Raw genomic sequence first — 26,019 nt, forward strand, 5'->3', positions numbered from 1 at the left:
CACACCCCTTGCGGAATAATGCGGCGCATGCGCATTTCAGCCAGGGCCGACTACGCGGTGCGGGCCGCCCTCCAGCTCGCCGCCGCCGAGGACAAGGGGCCGCTGAAGGCCGAGGCCATCGCCGAAGTCCAGGGCATCTCGCACAAGTTCCTCGAAGGCATCCTCGGCGACATGCGCAAGGGCGGGCTCGTCCTGAGCCAGCGGGGCGGCAACGGCGGGTACTGGCTGGCCAGGCCCGCCGACGCGATCTCGCTCGCGGAGGTCATCCGCTGCGTGGAGGGTCCGCTGGTCTCGGTGCGCGGCGAGCGTCCGCCGGACCTGGCGTACACGGGCCCCGCCGAGTCGCTGCTCCCCCTCTGGATCGCGCTCCGGGCGAGCGTCCGCGAGGTGCTCGGGGTGTCGCTCGCGGAGGTCGCCTCCGCGCAGCTCCCGGAGGCGATCACGGCACTCGCGGCCGACCCGGAGGCGTGGACCAACCCCTGACGGGTCTCCGGCCGGCCCGGGAACCAACCCATGGCCGAAGCCCGGCCGCCGCCTGACCGGCACCGCCCCGCCCCGCCCCGCCCCGCCCGTCAACCACGCGTCTCATCGATCAAGACACCCCCGTCCAACCCTCGGACGCCCCTTGGGAGTCCGACCCCACCTCTGCCAGTATCCCTAGCATTCCAGTGGGGATACGAGGAGTCAGGTGAGGTGACGTGAGCACACCAAGGAATGCGCCCAGAAGATCCGCGATACACCCCGCCGACGACGCGATCTGGCACCGCGTCACCCGCGAACTCGCCGACGACCTCGCCGCCGACGCCCCCGTCAGGGACCGCGCGGGCAAGGCGCCCTTCGACGAGGTCGCCCGGCTCCAGGAGGCCGGACTCCCCGCGCTCCTGACCGCCCCGGGTGCCGACCGGCGCGGTGCCGACTGGCGGGCCGCGTCCGCCGTCGTCCGGGAGATCTCCGCCGCCGACAGCTCCGTCGGCGAACTCCTCGCCCACCACTACGTCCTCTCCTGGAGCAGCCGCTTCTTCACCGGCGCGCCGGAGGACGGCACGTTCCTGCCCCTCGGTACGTGTACGGCAGACGAGCAGTGGCTCCTCGCCGGTGACATCGAGCCGCCCCGCGCCGAGTCCGAGCCCGCGGCCGGAGCCGTCCTCGGCTCCGGGCTCACGCTCACCCCCGCCGCCGACGGCTGGCTCCTCGACGGCCGCCGCGCGTTCGCCTCCGGCGTCACCGTGGCCGACCGCCTCGTCGTCGGAGCCCGGCAGGGCGGGTCCGGGGACTGGCTCGTCGTCCTGGTCGACCCGGCGCACCCCGGTGTGTTCACCGAGCCCGGCACGGACCGGGTCGGGCAGCGGCTCTCCGGCGCGGGCCACGTCACGTTCGACCGGGTGCCGGTCCCGGCCGCGCACGTCATCGGCGTACTCCCCCACGACGAGCACGCCGTCACGCCGTTCGCCGCCCTCGCCCCGCTCGCCCTGCGTCTGCTGCTCGTGCAGGTCGGGCTCGGCATCGCCGAAGGGGCGCTCGCCGAGGCCCGGGACGTCAACCGGGCCGGACACGCCGGCCCGCCCCCGGGCTCCGCCGCGATCGGACCCGGCTCCGCCGTCGGCCCGGAGCAGGTGGCGACCGGGGACGACCCGTATCTGCTCCTCGCCTACGGCGAGCTGGCCACGACCGCGCACGCCGCCTCCGCCGTCGTGGAGCGGGCGACCGATGCCCTGGCGCGCGGCCTGGAGACCGGACCGGCGCTGACGCCCGAGGAACGGGCCGACATCGCCGTCCTCGTCGCGGCGGCCGAGACCCTCACCGGACGGGCGGCCGTACGGATCACCACCCGCGTCCTCGAACTCGTCGACGGGGCCGAGGGCGCCGACGTACGGGGCGGGGGACCCGGCTTCGACCGCTTCTGGCGCAACGCCCGCGCGCTCACGGCCCACACCCGGCCCTCGCACCGGCTCCGCGACATCGGCGACCACTACCTCAACGGCACCCACGCCCGCCTCACGCTGCCGGTCTGACGCGCCGACAGCACGACGGAAGGGACCGACGGTCCGGCATGTCGGGACGTCCGCCCCTCTCGCCGGACCGCCGTTGGGCCCAAGCTGGACCCAGGAGGGTCCGTGCGCACGACGGGCCCGCACGTCACCGACGGAGGCAAGCCCGATGAGTCGTGAGATCGTCGCAGGAGTGGACGGTTCCCCGGAGAGCCTGGCGGCGGCCGACTGGGCCGCTCGCGAGGCGCTCCACCGGGGGCTCCCGCTGCGACTCGCCCACGCGTGGCGCTGGGAACCCCTCGACATCCCGCTCGTCCAGGACCCCACCGACCAGCAGCGGGCCGCCCGTGAGGTGCTGCGCGAGGCGGAGGAGACGCTCGCCGCGCGCCACCCGGAGCTCGCCCTCACCGCCGAACTGCTCCCCGACACCCCGGTCGCGGCCCTGCTCTCCACCGAGGAGCGGGCCGAGATGCTCGTCATCGGCTCGCGCGGGTACGGCGCCGTGGCCGGCTTCCTGCTCGGCTCGTACGGTCAGCAGATCATCGCGTCCGCCACCCGGCCGGTCGTGGCCGTCAGGTCCCGCGACGGCGAACCCGCCGAGCCGCCGGCCGGCGAGATCCTGGTCGGCCAGCTCGGCAGCCCGGAGGACAGCGCCGCCGCGCTCGGTTTCGCCTTCGCGACGGCCGCCGCGCGCGGGGCGTCCGTGCGGGCCGTCCGCGCCTGGAGCCTGCCGCCGCTGTACGCGTACAGCCCGGCGTCGATGCGGCTCGCCGACGAGGCCGGCGGGCTCGTCCCGTACGAGGAGAAGGCGCTCGGCGAGGCGCTCGCGCCCTGGCGTGAGCGGTACCCGGAGGTCCCGGTGACCGAGCACGTGGAGCTGGGCAGCGCGGGGCAGGTGCTGCTCTCGGCCTCGGGCGCGGCGCAGCTCCTGGTGGTGGGCCGGCGGGCCAAGCGCGGCGCCCACGGCCCCCGGATCGGGTCGGTGGCGCACGCGGCGCTCCACCTCGCGCCCTGCCCGGTGGCGGTCATCCCGCAGGGCTGAAATTCTCGTCGGTGGGTTGACGTGTCGGATTGACGAGGAGTGTCGGGGCGGCCGGGGCCGGAAAGGGTTAGGCCCGTCGCCCCGGTGGCCCTCACGAGGTCGCCGGACCGTCCGGCGACCTCGGCGAGAGAGCGGAGCTCCATGCGACACCAGCACGACCACCCCCGTCACCCCGAAGAACCGGAGCCCGGTCCCGCTCCCGTGTCCGTGTCCGTACGGAGGAGGGGGCGGCACCGCAGACGCCTCGGCGCACGCCGGCGGCCCGGATTCCGGGTCGCGGTCGCCTCCGCCGGGGCCTTGTGCGTCCTCCTGACGGTGGCGGCGGGCGTGTACGCGGCGGGGGCGGGGGCCGGAAGGGCCGAGGCGGCCGCCCGGACCGCCGCCGGTACCGCCGCCTCCCGTACCACCGCAGCCGACACCGCCGCCGACTTCGTCCGTGACGTCGTCGCCCTCGCGAACGAGGAGCGCGACAAGGCCGGTTGCGGCCCGCTCCACACCGAGACACATCTCCGGAACGCGGCCCAGGGGCACGCCGACGACATGGCCAGGCGGGACTACTACCAGCACGACAGCCCGGAGGGCCGGGACGCCGGCGACCGGATCACGGGGGCCGGGTACACGTGGTCGCGCTGGGGCGAGAACATCCACCGCGGGCCGAGGACCCCGGCCGACGCCATGTCGGACTGGATGGACAGCCCGAGCCACCGGGAGAACATCCTCGACTGCGCGTTCAAGGACATCGGCGTCGGGGTGACCCTCACCTCCAATGGTCCCTGGTGGGTCCAGAACTTCGGCGCCAAGCGCTGACGGTCCTCTAGGGGACGTCCCCGCCCCTAGCCCACCGCCCCGGGCAGTCTCGGGACCGTGGCGCCGCCTCCGGCCCGTACGGCCTCCACGACCGCCTCGTGGAGCTCCCGGCTCTCCTCCTCCGTCGCGCACGGAACGGGACTGCCCGACATGGTGAACCAGTCGGAAGCGCCGCTGTACTGCACGGCTACCTTCGCCTCCCGGTCGGCGGTCCAGGTCGTGTGCACGGTCAGATCGCCCGTGACGACGCCGGCCTCCTCGGTCAGCACTCCGCCTCGCCCGGCGTAGACACCGGGGGTCGTCCAAGATGCCCAGCTCATCCATCCAGGTTCACACCCGATCGGCGGATGCGCCACCGACGGGCGACAGAATGACAGAACCGCCCCGCCCGGGGAATCCCGGACGGGGCGGCTGGTGTCACCTCACACTCAGGCGAGGGACGCGATGGCCTCGTTCAGCGTGGCGGACGGGCGCATCACGGCCGCGGCCTTGGCCGGGTCGGGCTGGTAGTAGCCGCCGATCTCGGCCGGGGAGCCCTGGACGGCGTTCAGCTCGTCGACGATCTTCTGCTCGTTCGCCGAGAGGGTCTCGGCGAGCGGCGCGAAGGCCTTGGCGAGCGCGGCGTCCTCGGTCTGGGCGGCCAGCTCCTGGGCCCAGTACAGGCCGAGGTAGAAGTGGCTGCCGCGGTTGTCGATGCCACCGAGGCGACGGGTCGGCGACTTGTCCTCGTTGAGGAAGGTGCCGGTGGCGCGGTCGAGGGTGTCGGCGAGGACCTGGGCGCGGGAGTTGCCCGTGGTGGTCGCGAGGTGCTCGAAGGAGGCGGCCAGGGCGAAGAACTCGCCGAGGCTGTCCCAGCGGAGGTAGTTCTCCTTGACGAGCTGCTGGACGTGCTTCGGGGCGGAGCCGCCGGCGCCGGTCTCGAAGAGGCCGCCGCCCGCCATCAGCGGGACGACCGACAGCATCTTGGCGCTGGTGCCCAGCTCCAGGATCGGGAAGAGGTCGGTCAGGTAGTCGCGGAGGACGTTGCCGGTGACGGAGATGGTGTCCTCGCCGCGGCGGATGCGCTCCAGGGAGAACGCGGTGGCCTCGACCGGGGACAGGATCTTGATCTCCAGGCCCTCGGTGTCGTGCTCCGGCAGGTACTGCTTCACCTTGGCGATGAGCTGCGCGTCGTGGGCGCGGTTCTCGTCGAGCCAGAAGACGGCCGGGGCGCCGGTGGCGCGGGCGCGGGTGACGGCCAGCTTGACCCAGTCCTGGATGGGCAGGTCCTTGGTCTGGCAGGCGCGGAAGATGTCGCCCTCGGCGACCTCCTGCTCCAGGACGACGTTGCCCGCGGCGTCGACGAGGCGGACGGTGCCGGCCTCGGCGATCTCGAAGGTCTTGTCGTGGGAGCCGTACTCCTCCGCCTTCTGCGCCATGAGGCCGACGTTCGGGACGGAGCCCATGGTGGCCGGGTCGAAGGCGCCGTGGGCGCGGCAGTCCTCGATGACGGCCTGGTACACGCCGGAGTAGCTGTGGTCCGGGAGGACGGCGAGGGTGTCGGCCTCCTGGCCGTCCGGGCCCCACATGTGGCCGGAGGTGCGGATCATGGCCGGCATCGAGGCGTCGACGATGACGTCGGACGGCACGTGCAGGTTGGTGATGCCCTTGTCGGAGTCGACCATCGCGAGGGCGGGGCCCTCGGCGAGCTCGGCGTCGAAGGAGGCCTTGATCTCGGCGCCGTTCGGGAGGGCGTCGAGGCCGGCGAGGACGGTGCCGAGGCCGTCGTTCGGGGAGAGGCCGGCGGCGGTGAGGGCCTCGCCGTACTTCGCGAAGGTGTTCGGGAAGAAGGCGCGGACGACGTGGCCGAAGACGATCGGGTCGGAGACCTTCATCATCGTGGCCTTGAGGTGCACGGAGAAGAGGACGTCCTCGGCCTTCGCGCGGGCGACCTGCTCGCTCAGGAAGGTGCGCAGGGCGGCGGCGCGCATGACGGCGGTGTCGACGACCTCGCCGGCGATGACCTTCAGCGGGGCGCGGAGCTCGCTGACGGTGCCGTCGGCGGCGGTGAACTCGAAGCGCAGGGTGTCGTCGGCGGCGATGACGGCGGACTTCTCCGTGGAGGCGAAGTCGTTCTCGCTCATCGTGGCGACGTTGGTCTTGGACTCGGGGGTCCAGGCGCCCATGCGGTGCGGGTGGTTCTTGGCGTAGTTCTTGACCGAACCCGGCGCGCGGCGGTCGGAGTTGCCCTCGCGCAGGACCGGGTTGACGGCCGAGCCCTTGATCTTGTCGTACCGGGCGCGGACGTCCTTGTCCTGGTCCGTCTGCGGGTCGTCCGGGTAGTCCGGGAGGGCGTAGCCCTGCGCCTGGAGCTCGGCGATCGCGGCCTTCAGCTGCGGGATGGACGCCGAGACGTTCGGCAGCTTGATGATGTTGGCGCCGGGCGTCTTGGCCAGTTCACCGAGCTCGGTGAGGGCGTCGGCGATGCGCTGGCCCTCTTCCAGGAACTCGGGGAAGACGGCGATGATGCGGCCCGCGAGGGAGATGTCCCGCGTCTCGACCGTGATTCCGGCCTGCGAGGCGTACGCCTGGATCACGGGCAGGAGCGAGTACGTCGCCAGGGCGGGCGCCTCGTCAGTGTGGGTGTAGATGATGGTCGAGTCAGTCACCGGGTGCTCCGCTCCACGTCTTCTGCGTCTTCGAGATTGCTCGACATCAAGATATCTCGTGATCGCGGTCCGGAGTAAAGGGGCCCACGGAGGAGTCGTCGTCCGGCACCCCCGAGGCCTCCACGAAGGGCCCTCCGAGGCGGTACGGGTTCGGGGCCCCGTCCACGTCGACGCGGCGGAGCAGGAGCAGCAGGAGCAGTCCCGCGGCGGCGGTGACGCCGGTGGCGAGGGCCTGTCCGCAGCGGTGGGCGATCCGGAGCTCCTGCGGGTCGTACGGCGCGGCGGCGGGCAGCGAGAGCGAGTCGCCGAGGAGCCAGACGCCCGCGGCGAGCCCGGCGGCGGCGAGGGCGGCGAGCGGGACGGCGACGAGGAGGCCGAGCGCGAGGGGGCCGCCCGGGGCGGGGCGGACCTTGCCGCGGCGGGCGAGGACGGTGAGCAGCCCGCAGTACACGGCGAGGACGACGAGGACGGCGGCGATGACGTCGCCGGGGCGGTGTTCGCCCGCCGCCACGGTGTAGCCGCCGACGGTGGAGGCCCAGAGGACGCCGAGGAGCAGCACGAGGCCCCGGTGGCGGTACGGGACGAGGAGGGCGAGGCCGAGCGCGGTGCCGACGGCGAGGGTCGTCTGGGCGCTGGGGAAGCCGCTCGGGAGGAGGGCTCCCGCGGAGTCCACGAGGTGGGGGCGGGGCGCGTACCGCTGGAGGAGTCCGGTGACCGCGAGCGAGGTGACGAGGGCGCCGCCGACGGCGACCGTGAGCGCGTACCGCTTGCGCAGGAGTCCGACGGCGAGGAGCAGGAGACAGCCGGCGACCAGCGAGAGCGTGGTGAGGCCGGCGAGCGAGGGGTGCTCGCGGAGCACGGTGGCGGCGGCGCTGTCGGCGCGTCGTCCGGTGAGGGCGGCGTCGCCCCAGCGGCGGCCGGTCGCGGTGAGCACGAGGCCCGCGTAGACGACCGTGAGCAGGAGGACGGCCGCGAGGCAGGCACGGCGGGTCCGTGTGCGGACCCGGGTGCTGAACGAGCCGGCGGCCTCGCCGGCCACGGCGGCGTACCACCAGGTGTCGCCGGCCTTCAGCGGCCTCGGGGTGCCGCCGGTGCGGGGCCTGTCGTAGGAAGCCATGCCCCGATTCGAACCGATGCGCGGCCGCCTCGCCCGCTGGATGCACCCGAACGACACGCCGAAGGGGTGTACGGCGGCCCCGCCGGACGCCGGTGGTCCGGCGGGCCGGCGGGGTGCGGGGTCAGGGCTTGGGCAGGGCGCAGCCGGCGCGGTTCAGGTCGATCACGTTGCCGGGGCCGACGCACGGGACGAGCGTGTAGGTCTGCTGCGCGTAGTTGATGCCCCGGCGGACCGTGACGGCGCCGTTCTGGTCGACCTCGCACGGGTTGTTGACCGTGCAGCTCTGGCCGTCCTCGTTGCCCGTGTTGTTGACGGCGACGACCCGGCCGGTGACCGTGTCGATCACGGGCGAGCCGGAGGTTCCGCCGATCGTGTTGCACTCCGGGGTGTAGCGGACCGAGTCCTTCCAGGTCCACTCGCCTTCCTTGAGGCGGTACGCGAAGCCGTCGACGGAGCAGGTGTAGATCCGCTTCCAGTACCCGGAGACCACCTTGATGGACTGGCCCGCGACCGGGTGGGCGTCGTCGAGGGTGAGGGCGCTGATCCCGTACTGGCTCTGGATCTGCGCGTAGGTCTTGGTGACCTGGTACACCGACATGTCCGTGTCGGTCATGGTCGCGTACGCGATCTTGCTCGCGCGCAGGGTCGCGGCCTTGCCGCCGGCCGAGTTCAGCAGAGTGAAGGAGCGGGTGGACTTCTGGTCCTTGACGACCTGGCCCGCGGCCGGGAAGCCGGACTCCAGGCAGTGGCCGTTGGAGAGGACCAGCGCGAGGTCGTTCGGCTGGGAGGCGGGCACGCGGACGAGGGAGCCGGAACAGTTGCTGAGCGCGACCGTCCCGGCGAAGTCGACGGTGACCGCGGCGGCCTGGGGGGTCCGGGGCGCCTGGGGGGCCTGGTTCCCGGCGGCTGCGGGGGCCGCTGCCGCGCCTGCCATGACGAGACCGAGCAGGGCACCGGCGAAACGCTTCTTCATGCGGAGCTTCCCCTCTGAGGGCCACGCAACCGAAGATCCTTCGATTGTCATGAGCATTCTTAGAAGGAAGCCGTCCCCGGCGGCAAGAGGGCGTCTAGGACTTCGCTTCCGCGGGGCGCTGGGCCACGACCATCAGGCCGAAGCCCGCGAGCAGGACGACCAGGCTCGCGCTGCCGACACCGGCGTCGGCCCCCGGGGACTCGAACAGGGCCGTCGCCACCTTCGTCGCGAACGCGGCGGCGATCACCAGCTGCGCCCAGCCGAAGAGCTTGACGCGGTGCACGTGCCGCCGCTGCCAGGGCAGGACCCAGCCGGTGCGGAGCGCCGCGACGCCGCCCGCGGCGAAGAGCAGCGCGAGCAGCGCGGTCGGGACGGCGAGATACCAGGACACGGTCCACCCCCTCGTACGCCTCCGGCCCCTGCCGGAAGGTCGCCGCGATCATGACACGGCGGGATGGCGGCGGAGCGAACGACGCGCGACCCCTGCGGGCCGGGGTCAGGAGGACGCGCGCACGACCAGTTCGGTGGGGAGCATCCGCCGGGGCTGCTCGTCGGCCTCGCTCGGGGAGGCGATCTCGTCGAGCAGCAGCCGGGCCATGGTCCTGCCCATCTCCTCGATGGGCTGGCGGACGCTGGTCAGCGGCGGGTCCATGTGCCGGGCGACGGCCGAGTCGTCGACGCCGACGAGCGCGACGTCCTCGGGGACCCGGCGCCCCGCCTCGCGCAGGACCGCGCGCGCCCCGGCCGCCATCACGTCGGAGGCGGCGAAGACGGCGTCCAGGTCGGGAACGCGCTCCAGGAGCTCGCGCATGGCGCGCCGGCCGCCGTCCTCGGTGAAGTCGCCGGTCGCGACGAGGGTCTCGTCGGCCGGGAGTCCGGCTTCGTCCAGGCCCTCGCGGTAGCCGTCGAGGCGGCAGCGGGCCACGTACATGTCGAGGGGGCCGGTGACGGTCGCGATCCGGCGGCGGCCCCGGGCGGCGAGGTGGGCGACGGCGGCCCGGCCCGCGCCCGTGTTGTCGGAGTCGACGAAGGCGACGCACTCGTCCTCGCGGCGGCGGCCGTTGAGGACGGCCGGCAGACCGAGGGCGCGGACCTGGTCGGGCAGCGGGTCCTCGTCGTGGACGGAGACCAGGAGGACGCCGTCCACGCGCTGGGCGGCGAGGTACTGCTCGAAGCGCTGCCGTTCCCGGTCGCTGCGGATCAGGGTGAGCAGGAGCTGCTTGTCGGCGTCGGCGAGCTCGGTGCTGACCCCGCGGATGATGGCGAGGAAGTACGGCTCCGCGAAGAGGCGGGCCTCGGTCTCGGGGATGACGAGGGCGATGGCGTCGGTACGGCTGCCGGCGAGGGCGCGGGCGGCGCGGTTCGGTACGTAGCCGAGTTCGGCGACGGCCCGTTCGACGGCGGCCTTGGCCTGTTCGCTCACCTTCGGGGAGCCGTTGATCACCCGGGAGACGGTGCCGCGGCCGACTCCGGCCCTGGCCGCCACCTCCTCAAGGGTGGGCCTGCCGGTCTGCCGTCCGCTCGCCGCCATGTGCCGCTGCTCCCCTCTCGGGCCGCCGCCCCCGCCTCCGCGTGCGGTGAACCTATCAGGCGGGGGCGCGGCGACCGGGGGCTCAGGCGCCGGTCGGCGCGAGCTCCGCCATGGCGCCCCAGCCCTGCTGCGGGACCTCGACGTTGATGATCTCCGGGGTGGTGGCGATGGCCCCGGCCATGGCGGCGAGACCGGCGGCGAAGTGGTCGGAGGCGACGTGGACGGCCCCCGCCTCGGCGTCGGCGAAGGCCTCCAGGAGGACGAAGACGTTCGGGTCGTCGACGCTGCGGGACCAGTCGAAGAAGAGGTTGCCGGGCTCCGCGCGGGTGGCGCGGGTGAAGTCGGCGACGAGGTCGAGCCAGCGGTCGGCGAGCTCGGGGCGGGCGGTGAAACGGACGGCGATGAAGATCATGCGTCCACTCTGCGGCGGTCCGCCCGGCCGGCCAAGGCGGGCCGGTCAGGATTCCGGCAGGGCCGGAAACTCGGGCACGGCGCGGGCGAGCGCCGCCCGCAGCTCCCCCTGGCGCCCCGCGAAGTCGGCGGTGGGCAGGGAGACGGAGAGCGCGTGGACGATGCCGTCGCCGCGCTCGGGCAGGGCGACGGCGAGGCAGGTGTACGCGAGGTCCGCCTCGCCCACCGAGACGGCGAAGCCCTGCTCGCGCACCCGGCCGACCTCGGCCTCGAAGCGCTCGGCGCTGGTGATGGTCCGCTCGGTGAAGCGGGCCATGCCGTGCTCGGCGAGGTAGCGGCGGCGCAGCGGGCGCGGGAGCGCGGCCAGGAGGGCCTTGCCGTGGGCGGTCGCGTGGGCGCGGTCCTCGGGCCCCGGGGTGAAGGGGTGGGTGGCGTCGGTCACCGGCGCGGTGGTGTCGACGACGGTGATCAGGCCGTCGCGGTAGGCCGTGTGGTACGCCTCCGCTCCCGTGGCCCGGCGGAGCCGGCCGAGGAGGTCGCCGGTGGCGGCGCCGAGGCCGTGGTGGCGCTGGTGGGAGCGGTGCAGGGCGGGGACGCGGGGCCCGGGGGCGTACCCCTCGGCGGTGCGGACGAGGTAGCCGCGCGCGAGCAGCGGGCCGGCGAGGTGGTAGACGGTCGACAGTGCGCAGCCGAGGTTCCTGGCCAGCGTCTTCGCCGCGACGGGCCGGTCGGCGTCGGCGACGGCGTCGAGGACGGCGAGCGCCCGCTCGACGGACTGGGGACCGGTGTGCGGGCCGGGGGTGACGGGCGGCATGCCTCCAGGTTAGGCGGCGGCGCGGAACGCTTCGTACCGATTCCGCTCCCTGGCACATCGACGCAGGTCACACCAGCTTTATGTGCATTTGACACTCTTTCGGCGTACCGTCGAGAGGATCCCCCTGTCCCCTGTGCCCCGGGAGAACGTGTGCCCCGCTCCATGACGACCCCCGCCCCGACGCCCCGCGAGGGGCGCCGTCCGCGCCTCCGGACGGCGGCGATCGCGACGGGTGTGGTGGCCGTCGCCGCGGGCGGGCTGTACGTGGCGGGCCTGGCCACCACCGGTGACGACATATCCGCCGGTACCACCGTCGGCGGCGTCGACGTGGGCGGCATGAGCCGCTCCGAGGCGGCGGCGAAGCTCTCGGCCCAGGCCCCGGCCGCGTGGACCGCCCCCCTCTCCGTCACCGTCGGCGATCGCGCCACGACCGTCTCCCCCGCCGCCGCGGGCCTCACCGTGGACGCGGCGAAGACCGCCGAACGGGCGGCCGACCCGTCCAGGGACCCCGTCACCGTCATCGGCCGCCTCTTCTCCTCCGGGCAGCGCGAGATCGAGCCCGTCTTCGCCTACGACGAGGCCAAGGCGAAGGCCGTGGTCGGCGAGATCGCGCGGAAGAACGACCGCAAGGCCCGCGAGGGCTCCGTCACCTTCCGCGACGGCGAGGCCGTCGCCACCAAGGCCGTGACCGGCCAGAAGCTGGACACCGCGCGGGCCGCCGAGGCCCTGCGCGCCGCCTACCCGGCCGCGTCCGGCGCCTCCGCCGTCGCCCTCCCCGTCACCGTGACCGAGCCGAAGCTCGGCAACGCCGAGGTGACGCGCTTCATGGACACCTACGCGAAGCCGGCCGTCTCCGGTCCGGTCACGCTGACCGCCGGTGCCGAGCGGCTGCGGATATCCCCGGCCACGCTCGGCGACCACCTCACGGTGAAGGCCCAGGACGGCAAGCTGTCCGCCTCCCTCGACGCCGACGCGCTGCTCCAGGACCCCGACGTGGCCCGGCCCCTCGCCTCGGTCTCCGGCGCGCCGGTGGAGGCCACCCTCGGCGTGCGGGACGGCAAGGTCGTCGTCGAGAAGGAGGGCAGGGCCGGACAGGAGGTCACGGCGAAGGCCCTCGGCGAGGCCGTGCGCCCGCTGCTCACCAAGACCGGCGCGTCGGCCCGTACGGCCGCGGTGGCCACCTCGGTCACCCAGCCCGAGCTGACCTCCGCCTCGCTCGCCCGGCTCGGCATCACCGACCAGATGTCGACGTTCACCGTGAACTTCCCCACGGCCCCCTACCGCACCACGAACATCGGCCGCGCCGCCGAGCTGATCAACGGCTCGGTCGTGCAGCCGGGCGAGGTGTGGTCCTTCAACAAGACGGTCGGCGAGCGGACCGCCGAGAACGGCTTCGTGGACGGCACGATGATCCTCGACGGCCAGTACCGCTCGGCGCCGGGCGGCGGCGTCTCGGCCATGGCGACCACCGTCTTCAACGCGATGTTCTTCGCCGGTGTCGACCCCGTCGAGTACGGGGCGCACTCCTTCTACATCGAGCGGTACCCGGCAGGCCGGGAGGCCACCGTGGCCTGGGGCAGCCTGGACCTGAAGTGGCGCAACGACACGGGCAAGCCGATCTACATCAAGGCGAACGCGACGGACTCCTCCGTCACCGTGAGCTTCCTCGGGACGAAGAAGTACGACAGCGTCGAGGCGGTCGCCGGGCCGCGCACCAACCTGACGCAGCCGAAGAAGGCCGTGAGCACCGACAAGGCGTGCGTCCCGCAGCCGCCGCTGGAGGGCTTCGACATCACGGTGGACCGGGTGTTCAAGAAGGACGGTGCCGAGGTGAAGCGCGAGCCGTTCAAGACGCATTACACCCCGCGTGACGAGGTCACGTGCAAGACGACTCCCGAGGCGTGAGCTGACGGAAGGGTGTCTTCCCTTACCGCGCGGGCATGACATCGGGGCGGGGCCCGTCGGAGGACGACGGGCCCCGCCCCGGCGGCGTGGTGGCGGCGGGTCGGCCCGACCCGCCGGAGGCACGCCATGACCCACGACCCTTTCGCGCGGCTCCTCGACGACGGTGTGCGCGCGGGGGTGTACCCCGGCGCCGTGTGGGCCGTGGGCGACGCCCGTACGACCCTCTCCGAGGGTGCCGTGGGCCCGCTCCACCCGGCGGTGCCGGGAGCGCCCATGCGCCGGGACACCCTCTTCGACGTGGCCAGCCTCACCAAGATCCTCGCGGTGTGGAGCGTGGTCGGCACGCTCGTCGACGCGGGGAAGCTGGACCCGGCCGCGCCGCTCGGCTCGTACTGGCACGAGGCCGCCGGCCGCCCCCTCGCCGGGGTGACGGCGCTCGACCTCCTCACCCACACCGCGGGCCTGCCGCTCCGCGCCAATCTGCGGCACCTGTACGGCTCCGACCCGCAGGACGTACGGGACGGGGTCCTCGCCGAACCGCTCCGGCACCGCCCCGGCGAGGCCGTCGCGTACACCGACCGGGCGGCCCTCGTCCTCGGCTACCTCGCCGAGCACCTCACCCGCCGGGCGCTCCCCCGCCTCGCCCGGGACCGGGTCTGGACCCCGCTCGGCATGGCCGACACCCGCTACGGGCCGCTGCCCGCCGCGCTCCGGGAGCGCTGCGCCCCCACCGAGTACGACGAGGAGACCGGCGCGCCCCTCCAGGGCACCGTCCACGACTTCTCGGCCCGGCTCCTCGGCGGAGCCTGCGGGATCGCGGGCGTCTTCACCACCGCCGCCGACATCGGCCTCTTCCTGCGCCACCTCCTCGCCCCGCTGCCCGGGACCTTCTCGCCCGACTGGACGGCCGCCTCGCTGCGGGTCCGCACGGGCGCGCTCGACCCGCCGCGCGGCCTCTTCTGGCACCCCGCGCCGGGCACGGAGCCGACGGACGACGTCTGGGCGCACTTCGGCTTCACGGGCACGGGCCTGTGGGTGTCGCCGAGCCGGGGCCGGTGGGCCGTGCTGCTCACCAACCGCCTGTACTTCACGCGCGACCCCGGACCGCTGTCCCGCGTGCGCGACCGCTTCCGCGGTCTCGCCTTCCGCTGACGGCCTCTCGGCCGCGATATCCACGTGCCGGGACGGCCGGACTCTGCGAGCCTGCTCACGCCCCGTCGGCCTCCCGCCGTACGAGCCCGAGCCGACATCCCCGTACCCGGAGCGCAGAACGATGACTTTCCGTCTTGAGGGACCGGTCCTGGAAGGCGCGTGCGTGCGCCTGGAGCCGCTGGCCCGGCACCACGTTCCCGGGCTCGCCGAGGCCGCCGACGAGGACCGGGACTCGTACGGCTACACCTGGGTGCCCCGGCGCGACGAGGTCGCCGCGTACGTCGACACGCAGCTCGGCCACGCCGCCGCCGGCAGGCTCGCGCCGTACGCGCAGGTGGCCGCGGACAGCGGCCGGGTACTCGGTACGACGTCCTTCTGGGACCCGCGCCTGTGGCCCGACGGGGAGCGCCTGCACGCGGTGGAGATCGGCTGGACGTGGCTCGCGGCCTCGGCGCAGGGCACGGGCGTGAACGCCGAGGCGAAGTACCTGCTCTTCCGGCACGCCTTCGAGGAGTGGGGCGCGGCCCGCGTCGACCTGAAGACGGACGCGCGCAACGCGCGCTCGCGCGCGGCGATCGCGCGGGTGGGCGCGACCTTCGAGGGGGTGCTGCGCAACGGGTCCGTGTCGACGGCCCCGGGAGAGGAGGGACGGCTGCGGGACACGGCCGTGTTCTCGGTCCTCGCGGAGGAGTGGCCCGAGCGGCGGGCGGCCCTGGAATCCCGCCTCGCGGGCACGTGGGAGCGGCACCGCTCGTTCGACCAGGGAGCCCCTTGATGGGTCGAGGAAGGCCCGGGTTACCATATGAGCGCCGCCTAGCTCGAAAGATAAACACGTGACTGTCAATGACGACTCGTTCACCAGCTGGAAGAACCGCGAGGAGATCGCGGAGTCGATGATCCCGATCATCGGGAAGCTGCACCGGGAGCAGGACGTCACCGTCCTGGTCCACAGCCGCTCCCTGGTGAACAAGTCGGTGGTCAGCATCCTGAAGACCCACCGCTTCGCCCGGCAGATCGACGGCGAGGAGCTCTCGGTCACCGAGACGCTTCCGTTCCTCCAGACGCTCACGACCCTCGACCTGGGCCCCTGCCAGATCGACATCGGCGTGCTCGCCGCGGACTACAAGACCGACACGCGCGGCCTGTCCGTGGCCGAGTTCACCGCCGAGGCCGTCGCCGGCGCCACCGGTGAGAACAAGATCGAGCGCCGTGACGGACGCGACGTCGTCCTCTACGGCTTCGGCCGCATCGGCCGCCTCGTCGCCCGCCTCCTCATCGAGAAAGCCGGCTCCGGCAACGGTCTGCGCCTGCGCGCGATCGTCGTCCGCGGCGGTGGCGAGCAGGACCTGGTCAAGCGCGCCTCGCTGCTGCGCCGCGACTCGATCCACGGCCAGTTCCAGGGCACGATCACGGTCGACGAGGCGAACAGCACCATCGTCGCCAACGGCAACACGATCAAGGTCATCTACGCCAACGACCCCTCCGAGGTCGACTACACGGCGTACGGCATCGACAACGCCATCCTGATCGACAACACCGGCAAGTGGCGGGACCGCGAGGGCCTCTCGAAGCACCTGCGCCCCGGCATCGACAAGGTCGTCCTGACCGCGCCCGGCAAGGGTGACGTGCCGAACATCGTGCACGGCGTCAACCACGAGACGGTCAAGCCGGACGAGCAGATCCTGTCCTGCGCCTCCTGCACCACGAACGCGATCGTCCCGCCGCTCAAGGCGATGGACGACGAGTACGGCGTGCTGCGCGGCCACGTGGAGACGGTCCACTCGTTCACGAACGACCAGAACCTCCTGGACAACTACCACAAGGCCGACCGTCGCGGCCGTTCCGCGCCGCTCAACATGGTCATCACCGAGACCGGTGCCGCCTCGGCCGTCGCGAAGGCGCTGCCGGACCTCAAGGCCCCGATCACCGGCTCCTCGATCCGCGTCCCCGTCCCGGACGTCTCGATCGCCATCCTGAGCCTGCGCCTGGGCCGCGAGACCACCCGCGACGAGGTCCTCGAGTACCTCCGTGACGTCTCGCTGCACTCGCCGCTGAAGCGCCAGATCGACTTCACCACGGCCCCCGACGCCGTCTCGATGGACTTCGTCGGCTCGCGCCACGCGTCCATCGTCGACGCCGGCGCGACCAAGGTCGACGGCGACAACGCGATCCTGTACCTGTGGTACGACAACGAGTTCGGCTACTCGTGCCAGGTCATCCGGGTCGTCCAGCACGTCTCCGGCGTGGAGTACCCGACCTTCCCGGCCCCGGCGGTCTGATCCGGGTCCCCGCGGCACGACGGCGCGCCGCACTCCCCTGGTGAGGGGGGTGCGGCGCGCCTGTGTGTTCCCGTCCCGACGTCGCCGTTACGGCACGAGGCGCAGGAGGCGGTTCGGGGAGCCGCTGCCCGGGCTGGTGACCTTGTTGACGGTGGCGCCGTTCACGAGGGCGGTGGCGACCTGGGCCGGGGTGGCGGAGGTGTGTCCCGCGAGGTAGACGGCGGCGGCGCCCGCGACGTGCGGGGTCGCCATCGACGTACCGGAGATGGTGTTGGTGGCGGTGTCGCTGGTGTTCCAGCCGGCGGTGATCGAGACGCCGGGGGCGAAGAGGTCGAGGACCGAGCCGTAGTTGGACCAGCTCGCCTTCGCGTCCGTGTTGCTCGTGGCGCCGACCGTGATGGCGGCGGCGACGCGGGCGGGGGACGTGGAGGAGGCGTTGGTGCCGGAGTTGCCCGCCGCGACGGCGTAGGTGACACCGTCCGCGATGGAGTTCTTCACCGCGTTGTCGAGGGCGGTGGAGGCACCGCCGCCGAGGGAGAGGTTGGCGACGGCCGGGGCGCCCGCCTGGTGGTTCGAGGTCACCCAGTCGATGCCGGCGATGACGCCGGCGGTGGTGCCGGAGCCGTTGTTGTCGAGGACGCGGACGGCGACGATCCTCGCGGCCTTGGCGACGCCGTAGGTGGAGCCCGCGATGGTGGTGGCGACGTGGGTGCCGTGACCGTTGCCGTCCTGGGCGACCGAGTCGCCCTCGACGGCGTCGTAGCCGTTGACGGCGCGGCCGCCGAACTGGGCGTGGCTGATGCGGACACCGGTGTCGATGACGTACGCGGTGACACCGGCGCCGGCGCTGTCCGGGTAGGTGTACGTGCCGGAGAGCGGCAGATCGGCCTGGTCGATGCGGTCGAGGCCCCAGGGCGCGTTGGTCTGGGTGGCGTCGGCGCGGAAGACCTGGTTCTGCTCGACGGAGGCGACGGCGGGGTCGGCGGCGAGGCGACGGGCCTCGGTGGCGCCGAGGGTGGCCGTGTAGCCGTTGAGGGCGGAGCCGAAGGTCTTGTGGACGGCGCCGCCGTAACCGGCTATGAGCTGGCGCCCCTTGGCGGAGGCGGCCTTGAAGCCCGCGCCCTGCTTGAGGGTGACGATGTAGCTGCCGGGCACCGCGTCGGGCGAACCGGCGGCGAGGACGACGCCCTCGGCGGGGGCGGCCGGGGCGGCCTGCGCGGGGACGGCGGCGAAGGTGCCGAGCAGGGCGACGGCGGTCGCGGCGGAGACGGTCAGGGCCAGGCGAGCCGTGGGGTGCTGCGGGAGTGCCATGAGCGGATGCCTCCTGTCGGGCGCCGGGCCCCGGATGGGCGAACCGGCGGTGCCCAGAAGCCTGTTCGCTCTACGGGCGTAGCTCAAGGAAAACGGAGGCTTGTCATGCATCTGCCATGACGCTGCAAGGGTGCCGCAATCGAACTCCCGCCGAACCGTCAGAAACCGCCCGCCGTCCGGGGGGTGTCGGTTCATCAGGCTGCCACGGTGGCCGCACAGCGCCTGCTAAGTTCCGACATATCAGGACTTCCGCACCTGCCTCTACCTGGACGGGATCAGAGATGACCGGTGGACCCGAACCCCTCAGCGCCGTCGCCCGCGAGGCGTTCGTCCGCGAGCGCGCCGCGCTGCGCACCGAACGCGAGGCCGTCGCCGCCACGCTGCGGGGCGGCGGTGACGGCGAGCGGGGCGACAGCGCCGACCAGGCCGACGAACTCCAGCGCGCGACCGAACTCGAACGCCTCGACGCCCGCATCGAGGTGATCGACGAGCGGCTGCGCGAGGGAGGCGCGGCCGGGCCGCCGAGCACCGACGCGATCGGTGTCGGGTCGACCGTGACCGTACGGTTCGAGGACGGGACGGAGACGGTCGTCCAGATCGACGCCGTCGCCGAGGTCCTGGACGCGACCATGGTCACCTCCGACAGCCCGCTCGGGGCGGCGCTCCTCGGCCACCGGGCCGGGGACACGGTCACGTACGTCACGCCCGAGGGGCGGACGACGGCGGTCGTGGTCGCGCTCGGCGCCGGGGGCGAAGCCCCATAGCCGGGAAGACCTTCCGCGAGACGGACCGGAAGGGCGGTCCCGGCCACACGGTCCTCTTCGCGCTCGCGCTGGCGCTGCCGGTCGCGAAGGTCGCGTACACCGTCGGCGGCGGCGACGCCGTCCGGGACGTCCTGGTCGGCATGGAGCCCGGCAACTGGCCGGAGGTCGTCCTCGGCATGGTGATCACGGACCCCCTCCTCGGCTCCGTGCTCGGCGTCGTCGTCTCCCGGGTCGTCTTCGCCGTGTTCGCCGCGCGCGGCGCGGTACCGACGGGCGGCGGTGCCGCCAGGGCGTTCCGCCGGGCGGCCCTCACGGTCGCCAACCCGCTCGCGATCGCCGTGATCGACGCCTGCTTCTTCGGCCCGTGGTGGGGCCTGGCCACCGGCCTGGCGGCGTACGCGCTCCGCCAGGGCGTGGTCGTCGAGTACCGCACGGGCCGCCGCCGCACCCACCACGACGCCGGCCACGACGCCCCTCACGACTCCGGCCACGGCCACGGCCACGACCCCGGCTACGCACCCCCCGCCTGGCTCCGCCGCGCGGCGGCGGCCGAGCAGTGGGTCGCCCTGACCCTGACCGTCCTGGTCCTGCCCTTCCTGACCGCGGCCTCGGCCCTCGACGGCCAGTCGTGGACGACGATCGTCGACTGCCGGGTCACGTACGGCACGGAGACCCGCGACGCCCGCCTGATCGAGCTGAGCCGCAAGGGCGACGGCGTCGTCGGCTGGGACCTGCACGCCGACCAGATCTCGAACGGGCTCGGCTGCGTGAGCGAGGAGACCCGCTACGTACGCGAGCCCTGGTGGCGTACGTAGCGGGCGGGCCTGCCGGGTTACCGGGGTCCTGTCAGGCGAGGGGCAGGTCCAGGTAGGACGGGGCACCCTCGGGCGAGGAGAAGGTGAGCTTCCCGCCGGCCTCGTTGGCGTCGCCGTAGAACGGGTCCTGGGTGTCGACGACGAGGATCAGGCGGTGTCCGGCGGGCACGTCGTAACCGGCGGCCTGGAGGGCGATGTCCGCGACGACCGGCTCACCCGGGGCGGCGCCCCGGACGGTGAAGGGCGCGTGGGTGACGATCGAGGCGTTGCCGTCGGCGGCCGCGTCGAAGAGGTACGCGACGAACGTGGCCTTCGCGGCGCTCGGCTGGAACGTCAGCCGCAGCCGAGGGATTCCACGGACCTTGGCCGTCTCGGTCAGGGGCTCGCCCGCCCACACGGCGGCATGCGTGCGGCTGATGTCGCCCGTCGCGTAGACCTTGGGCTTGCCGAGCATCTCGGCGTAGCCGGTCTTGATGATCGCGTCGGCGACGGTGGCCGGGGTGTCCGTGCCGGTGGACACGACGCTGGTCCAGCCGCTCTGGGGCTTCTCCGCGAGGCCGCCGTCGGTGGCGCCGACGGCGGGCCCGGTCAGGTGCAGGCGTGTGGCGAGGCCCACCGCCGCGTCCCAGCTCGGGTGGGACTCCAGGGGCGCCTGGGGCTTGCTCCACATGATCTCGCTGACGACCTCGGCGTCGGTGATGCCGTTCTGCGCGCCCTTGAGGTGGTGGTCGAGCCAGCGGTGGGCGTCGGCCCAGATCCGGTTGGGCAGGCCGATCAGGCCGCCCATCTCCGGGGAGGAATGGTCGCCGATCGCCAGGTCGAGGCGCTTGGGGCCGGTGAGGGTGTTGAACAGCTCCAGCGTCTGGTTGACGGGGAAGAGCGTCTCGTGCCAGGCGTGCGAGAAGAAGACCGGCACGTGCCGCTCGCTGAGCCTCTCGGCGTACGTGAGCGGGGAGCGCTCGTTCGCCCACTCCCGGAGCTCGTCGGAGATGGTCTCGTTCTTCTCCATCTGGTCGAAGGCCCACACGGTCCGCTCGCTGAGCCGGGCCTTGGCTGCGGCGCCCCGCAGCGCGGCGACCGAGGCCACGTGGGTGGTGTCGTTCTCGCGGAACGCCTCGAACAGGCTGCCCCAGGTACTCAGGGCGCCGACGACCCGCACCCGGGGGTCGTGCGCGGCGACCAGCTGGCTGATGCCGGAGCCGTACGAGTCGCCGACGAAGCCGACCCGGCTCGGGTCGGCGCCGGGCAGGTTCGCCAGCACGAAGTCGAGGGCGGAGCTGCCGTCCTGGACGTCGGCGGAACCGACGACCTCGACCTCGCCGGTGGACTTCCCGAACCCGCGGGGCGTGTAGGCCAGCACGACGTAGTCCTTGAGCGCGAGCTTGGTCGCCTGCATCGCGTACGCAATCCAGCCCAGGTTCGCCCACGGCGCGGGCATGACCACGACGGGGAACGGTCCCGCGCCCTTCGGCGTCCACAGCGCGGCGTCCAGCTCGGCTCCCCCGACCGGCACCCGGACCCTGGAGAACTGGATCAGACCGCGCGCCTGGTTCGTCTCCTCGGCCAGCTCGGCGGAGAGCGTCGAGGTACCGCCCTCCAGCGCGGTGACGAACTGCGTGAGCACCGCCTCGTCCAGCTGCGGGTACAGACCTTCTGCTGCCATGTTCGTACCGTCCTCTAACGTCACGTGGGTACGCCTCTGTTCGTGGAACTCCCCGGTAACAAGTCCCGGAGCGGCATCAGTATCGGCAGACGGATCCGCCGCCGGAGCGCGTGGTTCGCGATTGCCCGGAAGTGATCAAGAAAGATCGCGTGAACGGATGTTTCCGGCCTTGAGGCGCGGCCTGTCGGCCTCACCCCGTGACGACCCCGGTCACCAGGTTGATCGTGGTGGCGAGGATGCCGGTGCCGAAGACGTACGACAGCAGGCAGTGGCGCAGGACGATCGAGCGGATCTCGGGCTTCGAGACGTTCGTGTCGCTGACCTGGTAGGTCATCCCGAGGTTGAAGCTGAAGTAGAGGAAGTCGCTGTAGCGCGGCGGTTCCTCCGTGTTGAAGTCGATGCCGCCGCCCGGTTTCAGGGCGTAGTAGTGGTACGCGTACCGGGTGGCGTACATGAGGTGGAGCGCCGCCCAGCCCATGGAGACGCCGCAGAGGGCCAGCGCGGCGGCGGCCTCGCCCATCGTGGACTTGCCGACGAGGAGCATCACGACGATGCCGACGAGACCGCCGAGGGCGGCCCCGACGACCACGAGTTCCTCGGCGACGGGGCGGAACTCCTCGCGCCGGACGTTGCGGTGGGTGGCGACGGCGTCCATCGGCCACAGCACCCACAGTCCGGTGGCGACGAAGACGGAGTGCATCGCCGCGATGCCCGCGAGGATGCCCATGGGCGCGTCGACGAATGCCCCGACGGCCCAGCCGACCGCCGCCCCGCACAGCGTCGCCCCGGTCAGCCGGAGCACCCCGCCGAACGGCCGGGCGGGCACGGCTCAGCCCTCCAGGACGACCACGGCCTCGTCGGTGTACGCGAGGAAGGTCAGCGTCTCGTGGAGGAAGAGGTCCACGGTGTCCGCGTCGTGCCCCGCGTACCCGATCGCCAGGTCCTGCCCGAGCCGGAGTTCGAAGTCGCCGCCCCGGGTCGAGAGGACGAACCCGCCGCTGAGCGCGGGCGCCCAGAGGGGCGGGCCGTCGAGCATCCGGGCCAGGTGGGCGGCGATCGGGTAGCCGTGGTCGGAGGTCTCGCTGACCGCCCGGTACTCGTCCGCGCCGAGCAGCAGCGCGTACGGTCCTTCGACGCCGACGAGCCGCAGCTCCGTCAGGGCGCGGCTGACCGCGTCGGGGTAGTCGCGCGGCTCGGCCGGCAGCCGCAGGACGGGGTGCGAGGAACGGGCGCGGAGGCCGTCGACCCCGGCGGCCGCGTACCCGTCGAAGATCGCGCGGTCCTCGACGTACGCCATCGTGCGCGCCGCGTCCTTGACCGGCTGCCAGTCGGAGTCCTTGGCGCCGCGCTCGACGTCGTCGACGGCGGCGCGGGAGACGGTGAACGGGACGCGCAGTTCGACGATCGGCCGGGTCTCACGGAGCCGCGCGGAGACGCCGGGCGCGGGCGGGTCGATGAGGCCCAGGTGGCCGAGACCGACGGCGGAGAGTCCGGGACCGGCCGGGTCGGGCACGTCGACGACGCGCCGGCCCGCGACGAGACGGCGGAAGGTGCGGCGGACCTCCTCCTCGATCTCCGCCCAGGCGGCGGGCGTGATCGGGGCGAGTTCGCGGTGGAGGTTGTCCGTCACGGCGGGAGCGGGCGTGGGGGACGTCATGAGGCGGGTACACCTTTCAGGCTGCCGATGCCCAGCGACGGCGGGGCGGCCGCTTCCCGCGCGAACGCGGGCGGGGCGCCCGGGAGGTCGTCGAGCAGGTCGGCGCTCGGGACGAAGAACAGGCCGCCGGTGACGGCGCGGGAGAAGTCGAGGATGCGGTCGGTGGTGCCGGGCGGGTCGCCGAGGAACATGTTGCGGAGCATCCGCTCGGTGACGGCGGGCGTGCGGGCGTAGCCGATGAAGTACGTGCCGAACTCCCCGCCGCCACCGGCCCCGCCGCCCAGCTGCCCGAACGGCATGTTCTCGCGCACGATCCGCCGCTCGGTGCCGTCCTCGTCGACGATCGTGTTGAGCGCGACGTGCGAGTCGGCCGGCTTCACGCCGTCGGGCAGCTCCACGTTCTCCGCCTTGGTCCGGCCGATGACGCGTTCCTGCTCCTCGACGCTCAGCTCCGCCCACGCGGCCATGTCGTGCAGGTACTTCTGCACGACGACGTAGCTCCCGCCCCGGAAACCCGGGTCCTCGTCACCGATGTGCACCGCGTCGACGGCGGCGGCGCCGGTCGGGTTCTCACTGCCGTCGACGAACCCGAGCAGGTCGCGTTCGTCGAAGTACGTGAAACCGTGCACCTCGTCGACGACCGACACCGAGGGGCCCCACTGGTCGAGCACCAGCCTGGCCAGCTCGAAGCACAGGTCCATCCGCCGGGCACGCAGATGGAGAAGGACGTCGCCGGGGGTGGCGGGCGCGTGGTGCCGGGGGCCGTGCAGGGGGGTGAACGGGCGCAGCTCCCGGGGGCGGGGCTCGCCGACGAGCCGCCCCCAGGCCTCGGCGCCGATACCGGCGACGCAGGTGAGGGCGGAGTCGGGGGCCCGGAACGCCACCGAACGGGTCAGCCCCGACAGCCCCTGCAGGCCGTCCCTGACGTCGGCCTCAGCACCGGGCGCGACGGTGAGGACGAGGAAGAGGGCGGCGCGGGTGGGCGGCCGGACGGGCGGGGAGAGGACGGGCTGAGGGTCGTCGGCCATGGGACTCCCGTCGGACGGACGAATCCGCACGCGGCGGACACATCGGACGGCGTCAGCGTATCGGCGGGGCTCACGGCCCGCCCGGCCGAAGGGGCCGGGTGGGGGGTGATCCGCGACGCGCGGTCCCCTCCTACCCTCCCGGCACCGGCACGAGTTCCGTCTCCCCGCCCGCCGGGGTCCCACCGGGCGGGACCACCGCCAGGCCCTCGGCGAACGCGAGGCCGCGCAGCATCCCCGGCCCGTCGAACGGGAGCGGCGCCACCCCGCCCGCCACCCGGCGGACCGGGAGCAGCCGCGTGTCCCGGTCGTGCCCCGTCAGGGTCACGGCGGCCCGCACCCGGTACGGCTCCGCCCGCACGTGCCCGCCGAGGCGGCGCAGCAGCGGTACGGCGAGGGTGACCGCGCCCGCAACGGCCGCGAGCGGCCCGCCGGGGAGGCCCACGAGCAGACGGCGCCGGCCGTCCGCCGTCGGCGGCAGCTCGGCGAGCAGCGCGGATCCCCCGGGCCGTACGGCGACGGAGTCGACCAGGACCCGGCCGCCGAGCCCCGCGACCGCGGCGCGCAGACGCTCCGGCCGTGACGACGACGTCGCCGGTGGAGTCGCCGACGGCGTCCCGCGGCGCCCCCTCGGGGGTGTCCGCGCCGCACCGGCGCACCGCCACCTCGGCGCCCGCGCCGCGCAACCACGGGACCAGGGCCGAGCCGAGGGCCGCGTCAAGGGCCGCGCGGTGCGGCTCGGGCCCCGGCCGGGCCCTCTCGAAGACGAGCAGCTCCACGAAGGGGCGGCGGTGGACGGTCGCGGTGGTGTGGCCTGCCGTCGTCGCGAGGCCCAGGGTCGCCGGGGTCAGCGCCGTACCCGCCGGAATCAGGCACTCACCGGCGCGGCACTCCTGACCCCGCGGCCGTACGTGGCCACCGGCGCCGAGGTTCCCGGAGGCGGCCCGGAGCAGCCCGCCCGGCGGCGGTCCCGCGCCGCCGTCCTCGCGGCGCAGTACGGCCGTCGTCCCGTCGGGGAGGCGGGCGCCCGCGGCGACGGCCGCGGCGGCGCCGGGGCCGAGGCGTTCCGGCGGCGGACCGTCGGCGTCGAGCCGCCACGGGCCCTCCCCCGCGACCGCCCAGCCGTCCACGGCGGAGGTGGCGTACGGCGGGAGGTCGACGAGGGCGAACAGGGGCTCGGAGAGGGCGTGACCGAGCAGGGCGGCGGCATTGCGGGTGTCCAGACCCAGGCCCAGGCTCACATCCAAGTCCACCGTCACCCCCTCCAGCGGGCCGCCCGCGCTCTCCCTCGACCGTGCCCGTGCCGTCTCCCACGCCACGCGGCCGGGCCCCTGGTCCCGTACGGTCCCGTCGGTTCCGGTCCGTCCCCGCGCCAGCGCCGCCGTCGCCTCCTCCAGGCGCTCGCGGGTGAGCTCGGCCTCCCACTCGGCCTCGACCGCGGCGATCCACTGGCGCATGTCCCGCATCCGGCTCCGTTCCCGTGCTCCGGTCCCCTGTTCCGATGAACCGTCATCCGACCACGAAGCACCCGGCCCCGCCGTGTGACACCTCCGCACGGCACACCCGCTCACCCGCGCCGCCGCACGTGATCGGCTAGCGTCGGGAGGAGCGCGGTACCGGCATCCGGTGCCGACCGCCGCACACGAAAGGACCGCCATGCCTCTCGAAGGTGAGTACGAGCCCAGCCCGAACACGTGGGTGCGCGAGCAGGTCGAGCTGTACGAGTCGTCCGGCGGCACGGAGGGCACGACGATGCGGGACCTGCCCGTCGTGCTCGTGACGACCGTCGGCGCCCGGAGCGGCAAGCTCCGCAAGACGCCCCTGATGCGGGTGGAGCACGAGGGCGCGTACGCGATCGTGGCGTCCAACGGCGGCGCGACCGCTCACCCCGTCTGGTACCACAACATCGTCGCCTCTCCGCTGGTCGAGCTGCGCGACCGGACCGAGAAGTGGGACATGAAGGCCCGCGTCGCCACCGGCGAGGAGCGGCAGGCCTGGTGGGAGCGGGCCGTCGAGGCGTTCCCCGACTACGCCGACTACCAGCGGAAGACGGACCGGGAGATCCCGCTCTTCGTCCTGGAGCGGATCAGCTGAGCCGGGAGCCCTGACCGCCGGGC

25 protein-coding genes and 1 pseudogene are annotated in these 26,019 nt (G+C 73.5%); 11 read left to right on the top strand and 15 right to left on the bottom strand.

The features are described 5' to 3' along the window. Positions 1-27: 27 nt before the first annotated feature. The 4 genes from ACFC0Z_RS09820 to ACFC0Z_RS09835 all read left to right on the top strand — a co-directional run bounded on the left by ACFC0Z_RS09820 (position 28) and on the right by ACFC0Z_RS09835 (position 3,837). Complete coding sequence (locus tag ACFC0Z_RS09820; protein ID WP_376434634.1) at positions 28-483, top strand: RrF2 family transcriptional regulator; 456 nt, start codon at positions 28-30, stop codon at positions 481-483. 215 nt (positions 484-698) lie between these two features. Beyond that, positions 699-2,012, top strand: coding sequence for an acyl-CoA dehydrogenase (locus ACFC0Z_RS09825; protein WP_376434636.1), 1,314 nt, complete (start codon positions 699-701; stop codon positions 2,010-2,012). Between the two features lie 145 nt (positions 2,013-2,157). Next, entirely contained in the window at positions 2,158-3,030 is an 873-nt protein-coding gene (locus ACFC0Z_RS09830; protein ID WP_376434638.1) for a universal stress protein, read from the top strand. 141 nt (positions 3,031-3,171) lie between these two features. After that, positions 3,172-3,837 carry a CAP domain-containing protein gene (locus ACFC0Z_RS09835; protein WP_376434640.1) on the top strand — a complete coding sequence of 222 codons (666 nt, stop codon included), beginning with the start codon at positions 3,172-3,174 and terminating at the stop codon, positions 3,835-3,837. Positions 3,838-3,863: 26 nt separating this feature from the next. Here the strand turns inward: ACFC0Z_RS09835 and ACFC0Z_RS09840 are convergent, their stop codons facing one another. The 8 genes from ACFC0Z_RS09840 to ACFC0Z_RS09875 form a co-directional block, all read right to left on the bottom strand. Beyond that, the gene (locus ACFC0Z_RS09840) at positions 3,864-4,157 is read right to left on the bottom strand and encodes a hypothetical protein (protein ID WP_376434641.1); all 294 of its coding nucleotides are present in this window, start codon (positions 4,155-4,157) and stop codon (positions 3,864-3,866) included. Between the two features lie 108 nt (positions 4,158-4,265). Further along, a complete protein-coding gene (locus ACFC0Z_RS09845) occupies positions 4,266-6,485 on the bottom strand; it encodes an NADP-dependent isocitrate dehydrogenase (RefSeq protein ID WP_376434643.1) in 2,220 nt (739 codons plus the stop codon). A gap of 46 nt (positions 6,486-6,531) precedes the next feature. Next, positions 6,532-7,602 (bottom strand): phosphatase PAP2 family protein, encoded by a 1,071-nt coding sequence (locus tag ACFC0Z_RS09850; RefSeq protein WP_376434644.1) that lies wholly within the window; start codon positions 7,600-7,602, stop codon positions 6,532-6,534. Positions 7,603-7,723: 121 nt separating this feature from the next. After that, positions 7,724-8,575, bottom strand: coding sequence for a serine protease (locus ACFC0Z_RS09855; RefSeq protein ID WP_376434646.1), 852 nt, complete (start codon positions 8,573-8,575; stop codon positions 7,724-7,726). Positions 8,576-8,669: 94 nt separating this feature from the next. Then, positions 8,670-8,966: a hypothetical protein gene (locus tag ACFC0Z_RS09860; protein ID WP_376434648.1), complete on the bottom strand. Its 297-nt coding sequence runs from the start codon at positions 8,964-8,966 to the stop codon at positions 8,670-8,672. Positions 8,967-9,071: 105 nt separating this feature from the next. After that, the gene (locus ACFC0Z_RS09865) at positions 9,072-10,106 is read right to left on the bottom strand and encodes a LacI family DNA-binding transcriptional regulator (RefSeq protein ID WP_376434650.1); all 1,035 of its coding nucleotides are present in this window, start codon (positions 10,104-10,106) and stop codon (positions 9,072-9,074) included. Between the two features lie 82 nt (positions 10,107-10,188). Further along, the gene (locus ACFC0Z_RS09870; protein WP_376434652.1) at positions 10,189-10,518 is read right to left on the bottom strand and encodes a putative quinol monooxygenase; all 330 of its coding nucleotides are present in this window, start codon (positions 10,516-10,518) and stop codon (positions 10,189-10,191) included. A 45-nt stretch (positions 10,519-10,563) separates the two neighbouring features. Further along, on the bottom strand, positions 10,564-11,331 hold the full coding sequence (locus ACFC0Z_RS09875) for an IclR family transcriptional regulator (protein WP_376434653.1): 768 nt from the start codon (positions 11,329-11,331) through the stop codon (positions 10,564-10,566). Positions 11,332-11,493: 162 nt separating this feature from the next. Here ACFC0Z_RS09875 and ACFC0Z_RS09880 point away from each other — a divergent pair, with 162 nt between their 5' ends. The 4 genes from ACFC0Z_RS09880 to ACFC0Z_RS09895 all read left to right on the top strand — a co-directional run bounded on the left by ACFC0Z_RS09880 (position 11,494) and on the right by ACFC0Z_RS09895 (position 16,667). After that, positions 11,494-13,236, top strand: a complete 1,743-nt coding sequence (locus tag ACFC0Z_RS09880) for a VanW family protein (protein WP_376434655.1) — start codon at positions 11,494-11,496, stop codon at positions 13,234-13,236. Between the two features lie 126 nt (positions 13,237-13,362). Further along, a complete protein-coding gene (locus ACFC0Z_RS09885; RefSeq protein ID WP_376434657.1) occupies positions 13,363-14,388 on the top strand; it encodes a serine hydrolase domain-containing protein in 1,026 nt (341 codons plus the stop codon). 121 nt (positions 14,389-14,509) lie between these two features. After that, the gene (locus ACFC0Z_RS09890) at positions 14,510-15,163 is read left to right on the top strand and encodes a GNAT family N-acetyltransferase (RefSeq protein WP_376434659.1); all 654 of its coding nucleotides are present in this window, start codon (positions 14,510-14,512) and stop codon (positions 15,161-15,163) included. Between the two features lie 58 nt (positions 15,164-15,221). Continuing rightward, positions 15,222-16,667, top strand: coding sequence for a glyceraldehyde-3-phosphate dehydrogenase (locus tag ACFC0Z_RS09895; RefSeq protein ID WP_376434661.1), 1,446 nt, complete (start codon positions 15,222-15,224; stop codon positions 16,665-16,667). Positions 16,668-16,754: 87 nt separating this feature from the next. On the opposite strand, the gene ACFC0Z_RS09900 is transcribed toward ACFC0Z_RS09895, so the two are convergent. Then, complete coding sequence (locus tag ACFC0Z_RS09900) at positions 16,755-17,978, bottom strand: S8 family peptidase (protein ID WP_376434663.1); 1,224 nt, start codon at positions 17,976-17,978, stop codon at positions 16,755-16,757. A 281-nt stretch (positions 17,979-18,259) separates the two neighbouring features. Between ACFC0Z_RS09900 and ACFC0Z_RS09905 the strand changes: the two genes are divergently transcribed. Both ACFC0Z_RS09905 and ACFC0Z_RS09910 read left to right on the top strand, forming a co-directional pair. Next, positions 18,260-18,742, top strand: a complete 483-nt coding sequence (locus tag ACFC0Z_RS09905) for a GreA/GreB family elongation factor (protein ID WP_376434665.1) — start codon at positions 18,260-18,262, stop codon at positions 18,740-18,742. After that, positions 18,739-19,557 (top strand): hypothetical protein, encoded by an 819-nt coding sequence (locus ACFC0Z_RS09910; protein WP_376435071.1) that lies wholly within the window; start codon positions 18,739-18,741, stop codon positions 19,555-19,557. Before ACFC0Z_RS09905 ends, ACFC0Z_RS09910 begins: the two co-directional genes overlap by 4 nt. Positions 19,558-19,588: 31 nt before the next feature. Here the strand turns inward: ACFC0Z_RS09910 and ACFC0Z_RS09915 are convergent, their stop codons facing one another. The 6 genes and pseudogenes from ACFC0Z_RS09915 to ACFC0Z_RS09940 all read right to left on the bottom strand — a co-directional run. Continuing rightward, positions 19,589-21,220: a CocE/NonD family hydrolase gene (locus ACFC0Z_RS09915; protein ID WP_376434667.1), complete on the bottom strand. Its 1,632-nt coding sequence runs from the start codon at positions 21,218-21,220 to the stop codon at positions 19,589-19,591. Positions 21,221-21,410: 190 nt separating this feature from the next. Next, positions 21,411-22,046 (bottom strand): DUF1345 domain-containing protein, encoded by a 636-nt coding sequence (locus ACFC0Z_RS09920; protein ID WP_376434668.1) that lies wholly within the window; start codon positions 22,044-22,046, stop codon positions 21,411-21,413. A gap of 3 nt (positions 22,047-22,049) precedes the next feature. Further along, positions 22,050-22,877, bottom strand: a complete 828-nt coding sequence (locus tag ACFC0Z_RS09925; protein WP_376434670.1) for a family 1 encapsulin nanocompartment shell protein — start codon at positions 22,875-22,877, stop codon at positions 22,050-22,052. Continuing rightward, positions 22,874-23,905, bottom strand: coding sequence for a Dyp-type peroxidase (locus ACFC0Z_RS09930; RefSeq protein WP_376434672.1), 1,032 nt, complete (start codon positions 23,903-23,905; stop codon positions 22,874-22,876). Before ACFC0Z_RS09930 ends, ACFC0Z_RS09925 begins: the two co-directional genes overlap by 4 nt. 130 nt (positions 23,906-24,035) lie before the next feature. After that, positions 24,036-24,623, bottom strand: a complete 588-nt coding sequence (locus tag ACFC0Z_RS09935; protein ID WP_376434674.1) for a hypothetical protein — start codon at positions 24,621-24,623, stop codon at positions 24,036-24,038. A 151-nt stretch (positions 24,624-24,774) separates the two neighbouring features. Next, a pseudogene (locus ACFC0Z_RS09940) lies at positions 24,775-25,560 on the bottom strand (hypothetical protein); the annotation flags it as partial. On the opposite strand from ACFC0Z_RS09940, the gene ACFC0Z_RS09945 reads away from it, so the two are divergent. After that, entirely contained in the window at positions 25,559-25,996 is a 438-nt protein-coding gene (locus ACFC0Z_RS09945) for a nitroreductase family deazaflavin-dependent oxidoreductase (RefSeq protein WP_376434676.1), read from the top strand. The pseudogene ACFC0Z_RS09940 and the gene ACFC0Z_RS09945 overlap by 2 nt on opposite strands. Positions 25,997-26,019: the final 23 nt, after the last annotated feature.

It is taken from the genome of Streptomyces sp. NPDC056144, from assembly GCF_042264145.1.
In the GTDB taxonomy this organism is placed as follows: Bacteria; Actinomycetota; Actinomycetes; order Streptomycetales; family Streptomycetaceae; genus Streptomyces.

Coding starts and splice junctions, on each gene's coding strand:
- ACFC0Z_RS09930 (WP_376434672.1), bottom strand. CDS start 23,905: ATGGCCGACGACCCTCAGCCCGTCCTCTCCCCGCCCGTCCGGCCGCCC.
- ACFC0Z_RS09900 (WP_376434663.1), bottom strand. CDS start 17,978: ATGGCACTCCCGCAGCACCCCACGGCTCGCCTGGCCCTGACCGTCTCC.
- ACFC0Z_RS09820 (WP_376434634.1), top strand. CDS start 28: ATGCGCATTTCAGCCAGGGCCGACTACGCGGTGCGGGCCGCCCTCCAG.
- ACFC0Z_RS09870 (WP_376434652.1), bottom strand. CDS start 10,518: ATGATCTTCATCGCCGTCCGTTTCACCGCCCGCCCCGAGCTCGCCGAC.
- ACFC0Z_RS09855 (WP_376434646.1), bottom strand. CDS start 8,575: ATGAAGAAGCGTTTCGCCGGTGCCCTGCTCGGTCTCGTCATGGCAGGC.
- ACFC0Z_RS09850 (WP_376434644.1), bottom strand. CDS start 7,602: ATGGCTTCCTACGACAGGCCCCGCACCGGCGGCACCCCGAGGCCGCTG.
- ACFC0Z_RS09885 (WP_376434657.1), top strand. CDS start 13,363: ATGACCCACGACCCTTTCGCGCGGCTCCTCGACGACGGTGTGCGCGCG.
- ACFC0Z_RS09830 (WP_376434638.1), top strand. CDS start 2,158: ATGAGTCGTGAGATCGTCGCAGGAGTGGACGGTTCCCCGGAGAGCCTG.
- ACFC0Z_RS09840 (WP_376434641.1), bottom strand. CDS start 4,157: ATGAGCTGGGCATCTTGGACGACCCCCGGTGTCTACGCCGGGCGAGGC.
- ACFC0Z_RS09835 (WP_376434640.1), top strand. CDS start 3,172: ATGCGACACCAGCACGACCACCCCCGTCACCCCGAAGAACCGGAGCCC.
- ACFC0Z_RS09925 (WP_376434670.1), bottom strand. CDS start 22,877: ATGACGTCCCCCACGCCCGCTCCCGCCGTGACGGACAACCTCCACCGC.
- ACFC0Z_RS09915 (WP_376434667.1), bottom strand. CDS start 21,220: ATGGCAGCAGAAGGTCTGTACCCGCAGCTGGACGAGGCGGTGCTCACG.
- ACFC0Z_RS09890 (WP_376434659.1), top strand. CDS start 14,510: ATGACTTTCCGTCTTGAGGGACCGGTCCTGGAAGGCGCGTGCGTGCGC.
- ACFC0Z_RS09865 (WP_376434650.1), bottom strand. CDS start 10,106: ATGGCGGCGAGCGGACGGCAGACCGGCAGGCCCACCCTTGAGGAGGTG.
- ACFC0Z_RS09905 (WP_376434665.1), top strand. CDS start 18,260: ATGACCGGTGGACCCGAACCCCTCAGCGCCGTCGCCCGCGAGGCGTTC.
- ACFC0Z_RS09945 (WP_376434676.1), top strand. CDS start 25,559: ATGCCTCTCGAAGGTGAGTACGAGCCCAGCCCGAACACGTGGGTGCGC.
- ACFC0Z_RS09875 (WP_376434653.1), bottom strand. CDS start 11,331: ATGCCGCCCGTCACCCCCGGCCCGCACACCGGTCCCCAGTCCGTCGAG.
- ACFC0Z_RS09880 (WP_376434655.1), top strand. CDS start 11,494: ATGACGACCCCCGCCCCGACGCCCCGCGAGGGGCGCCGTCCGCGCCTC.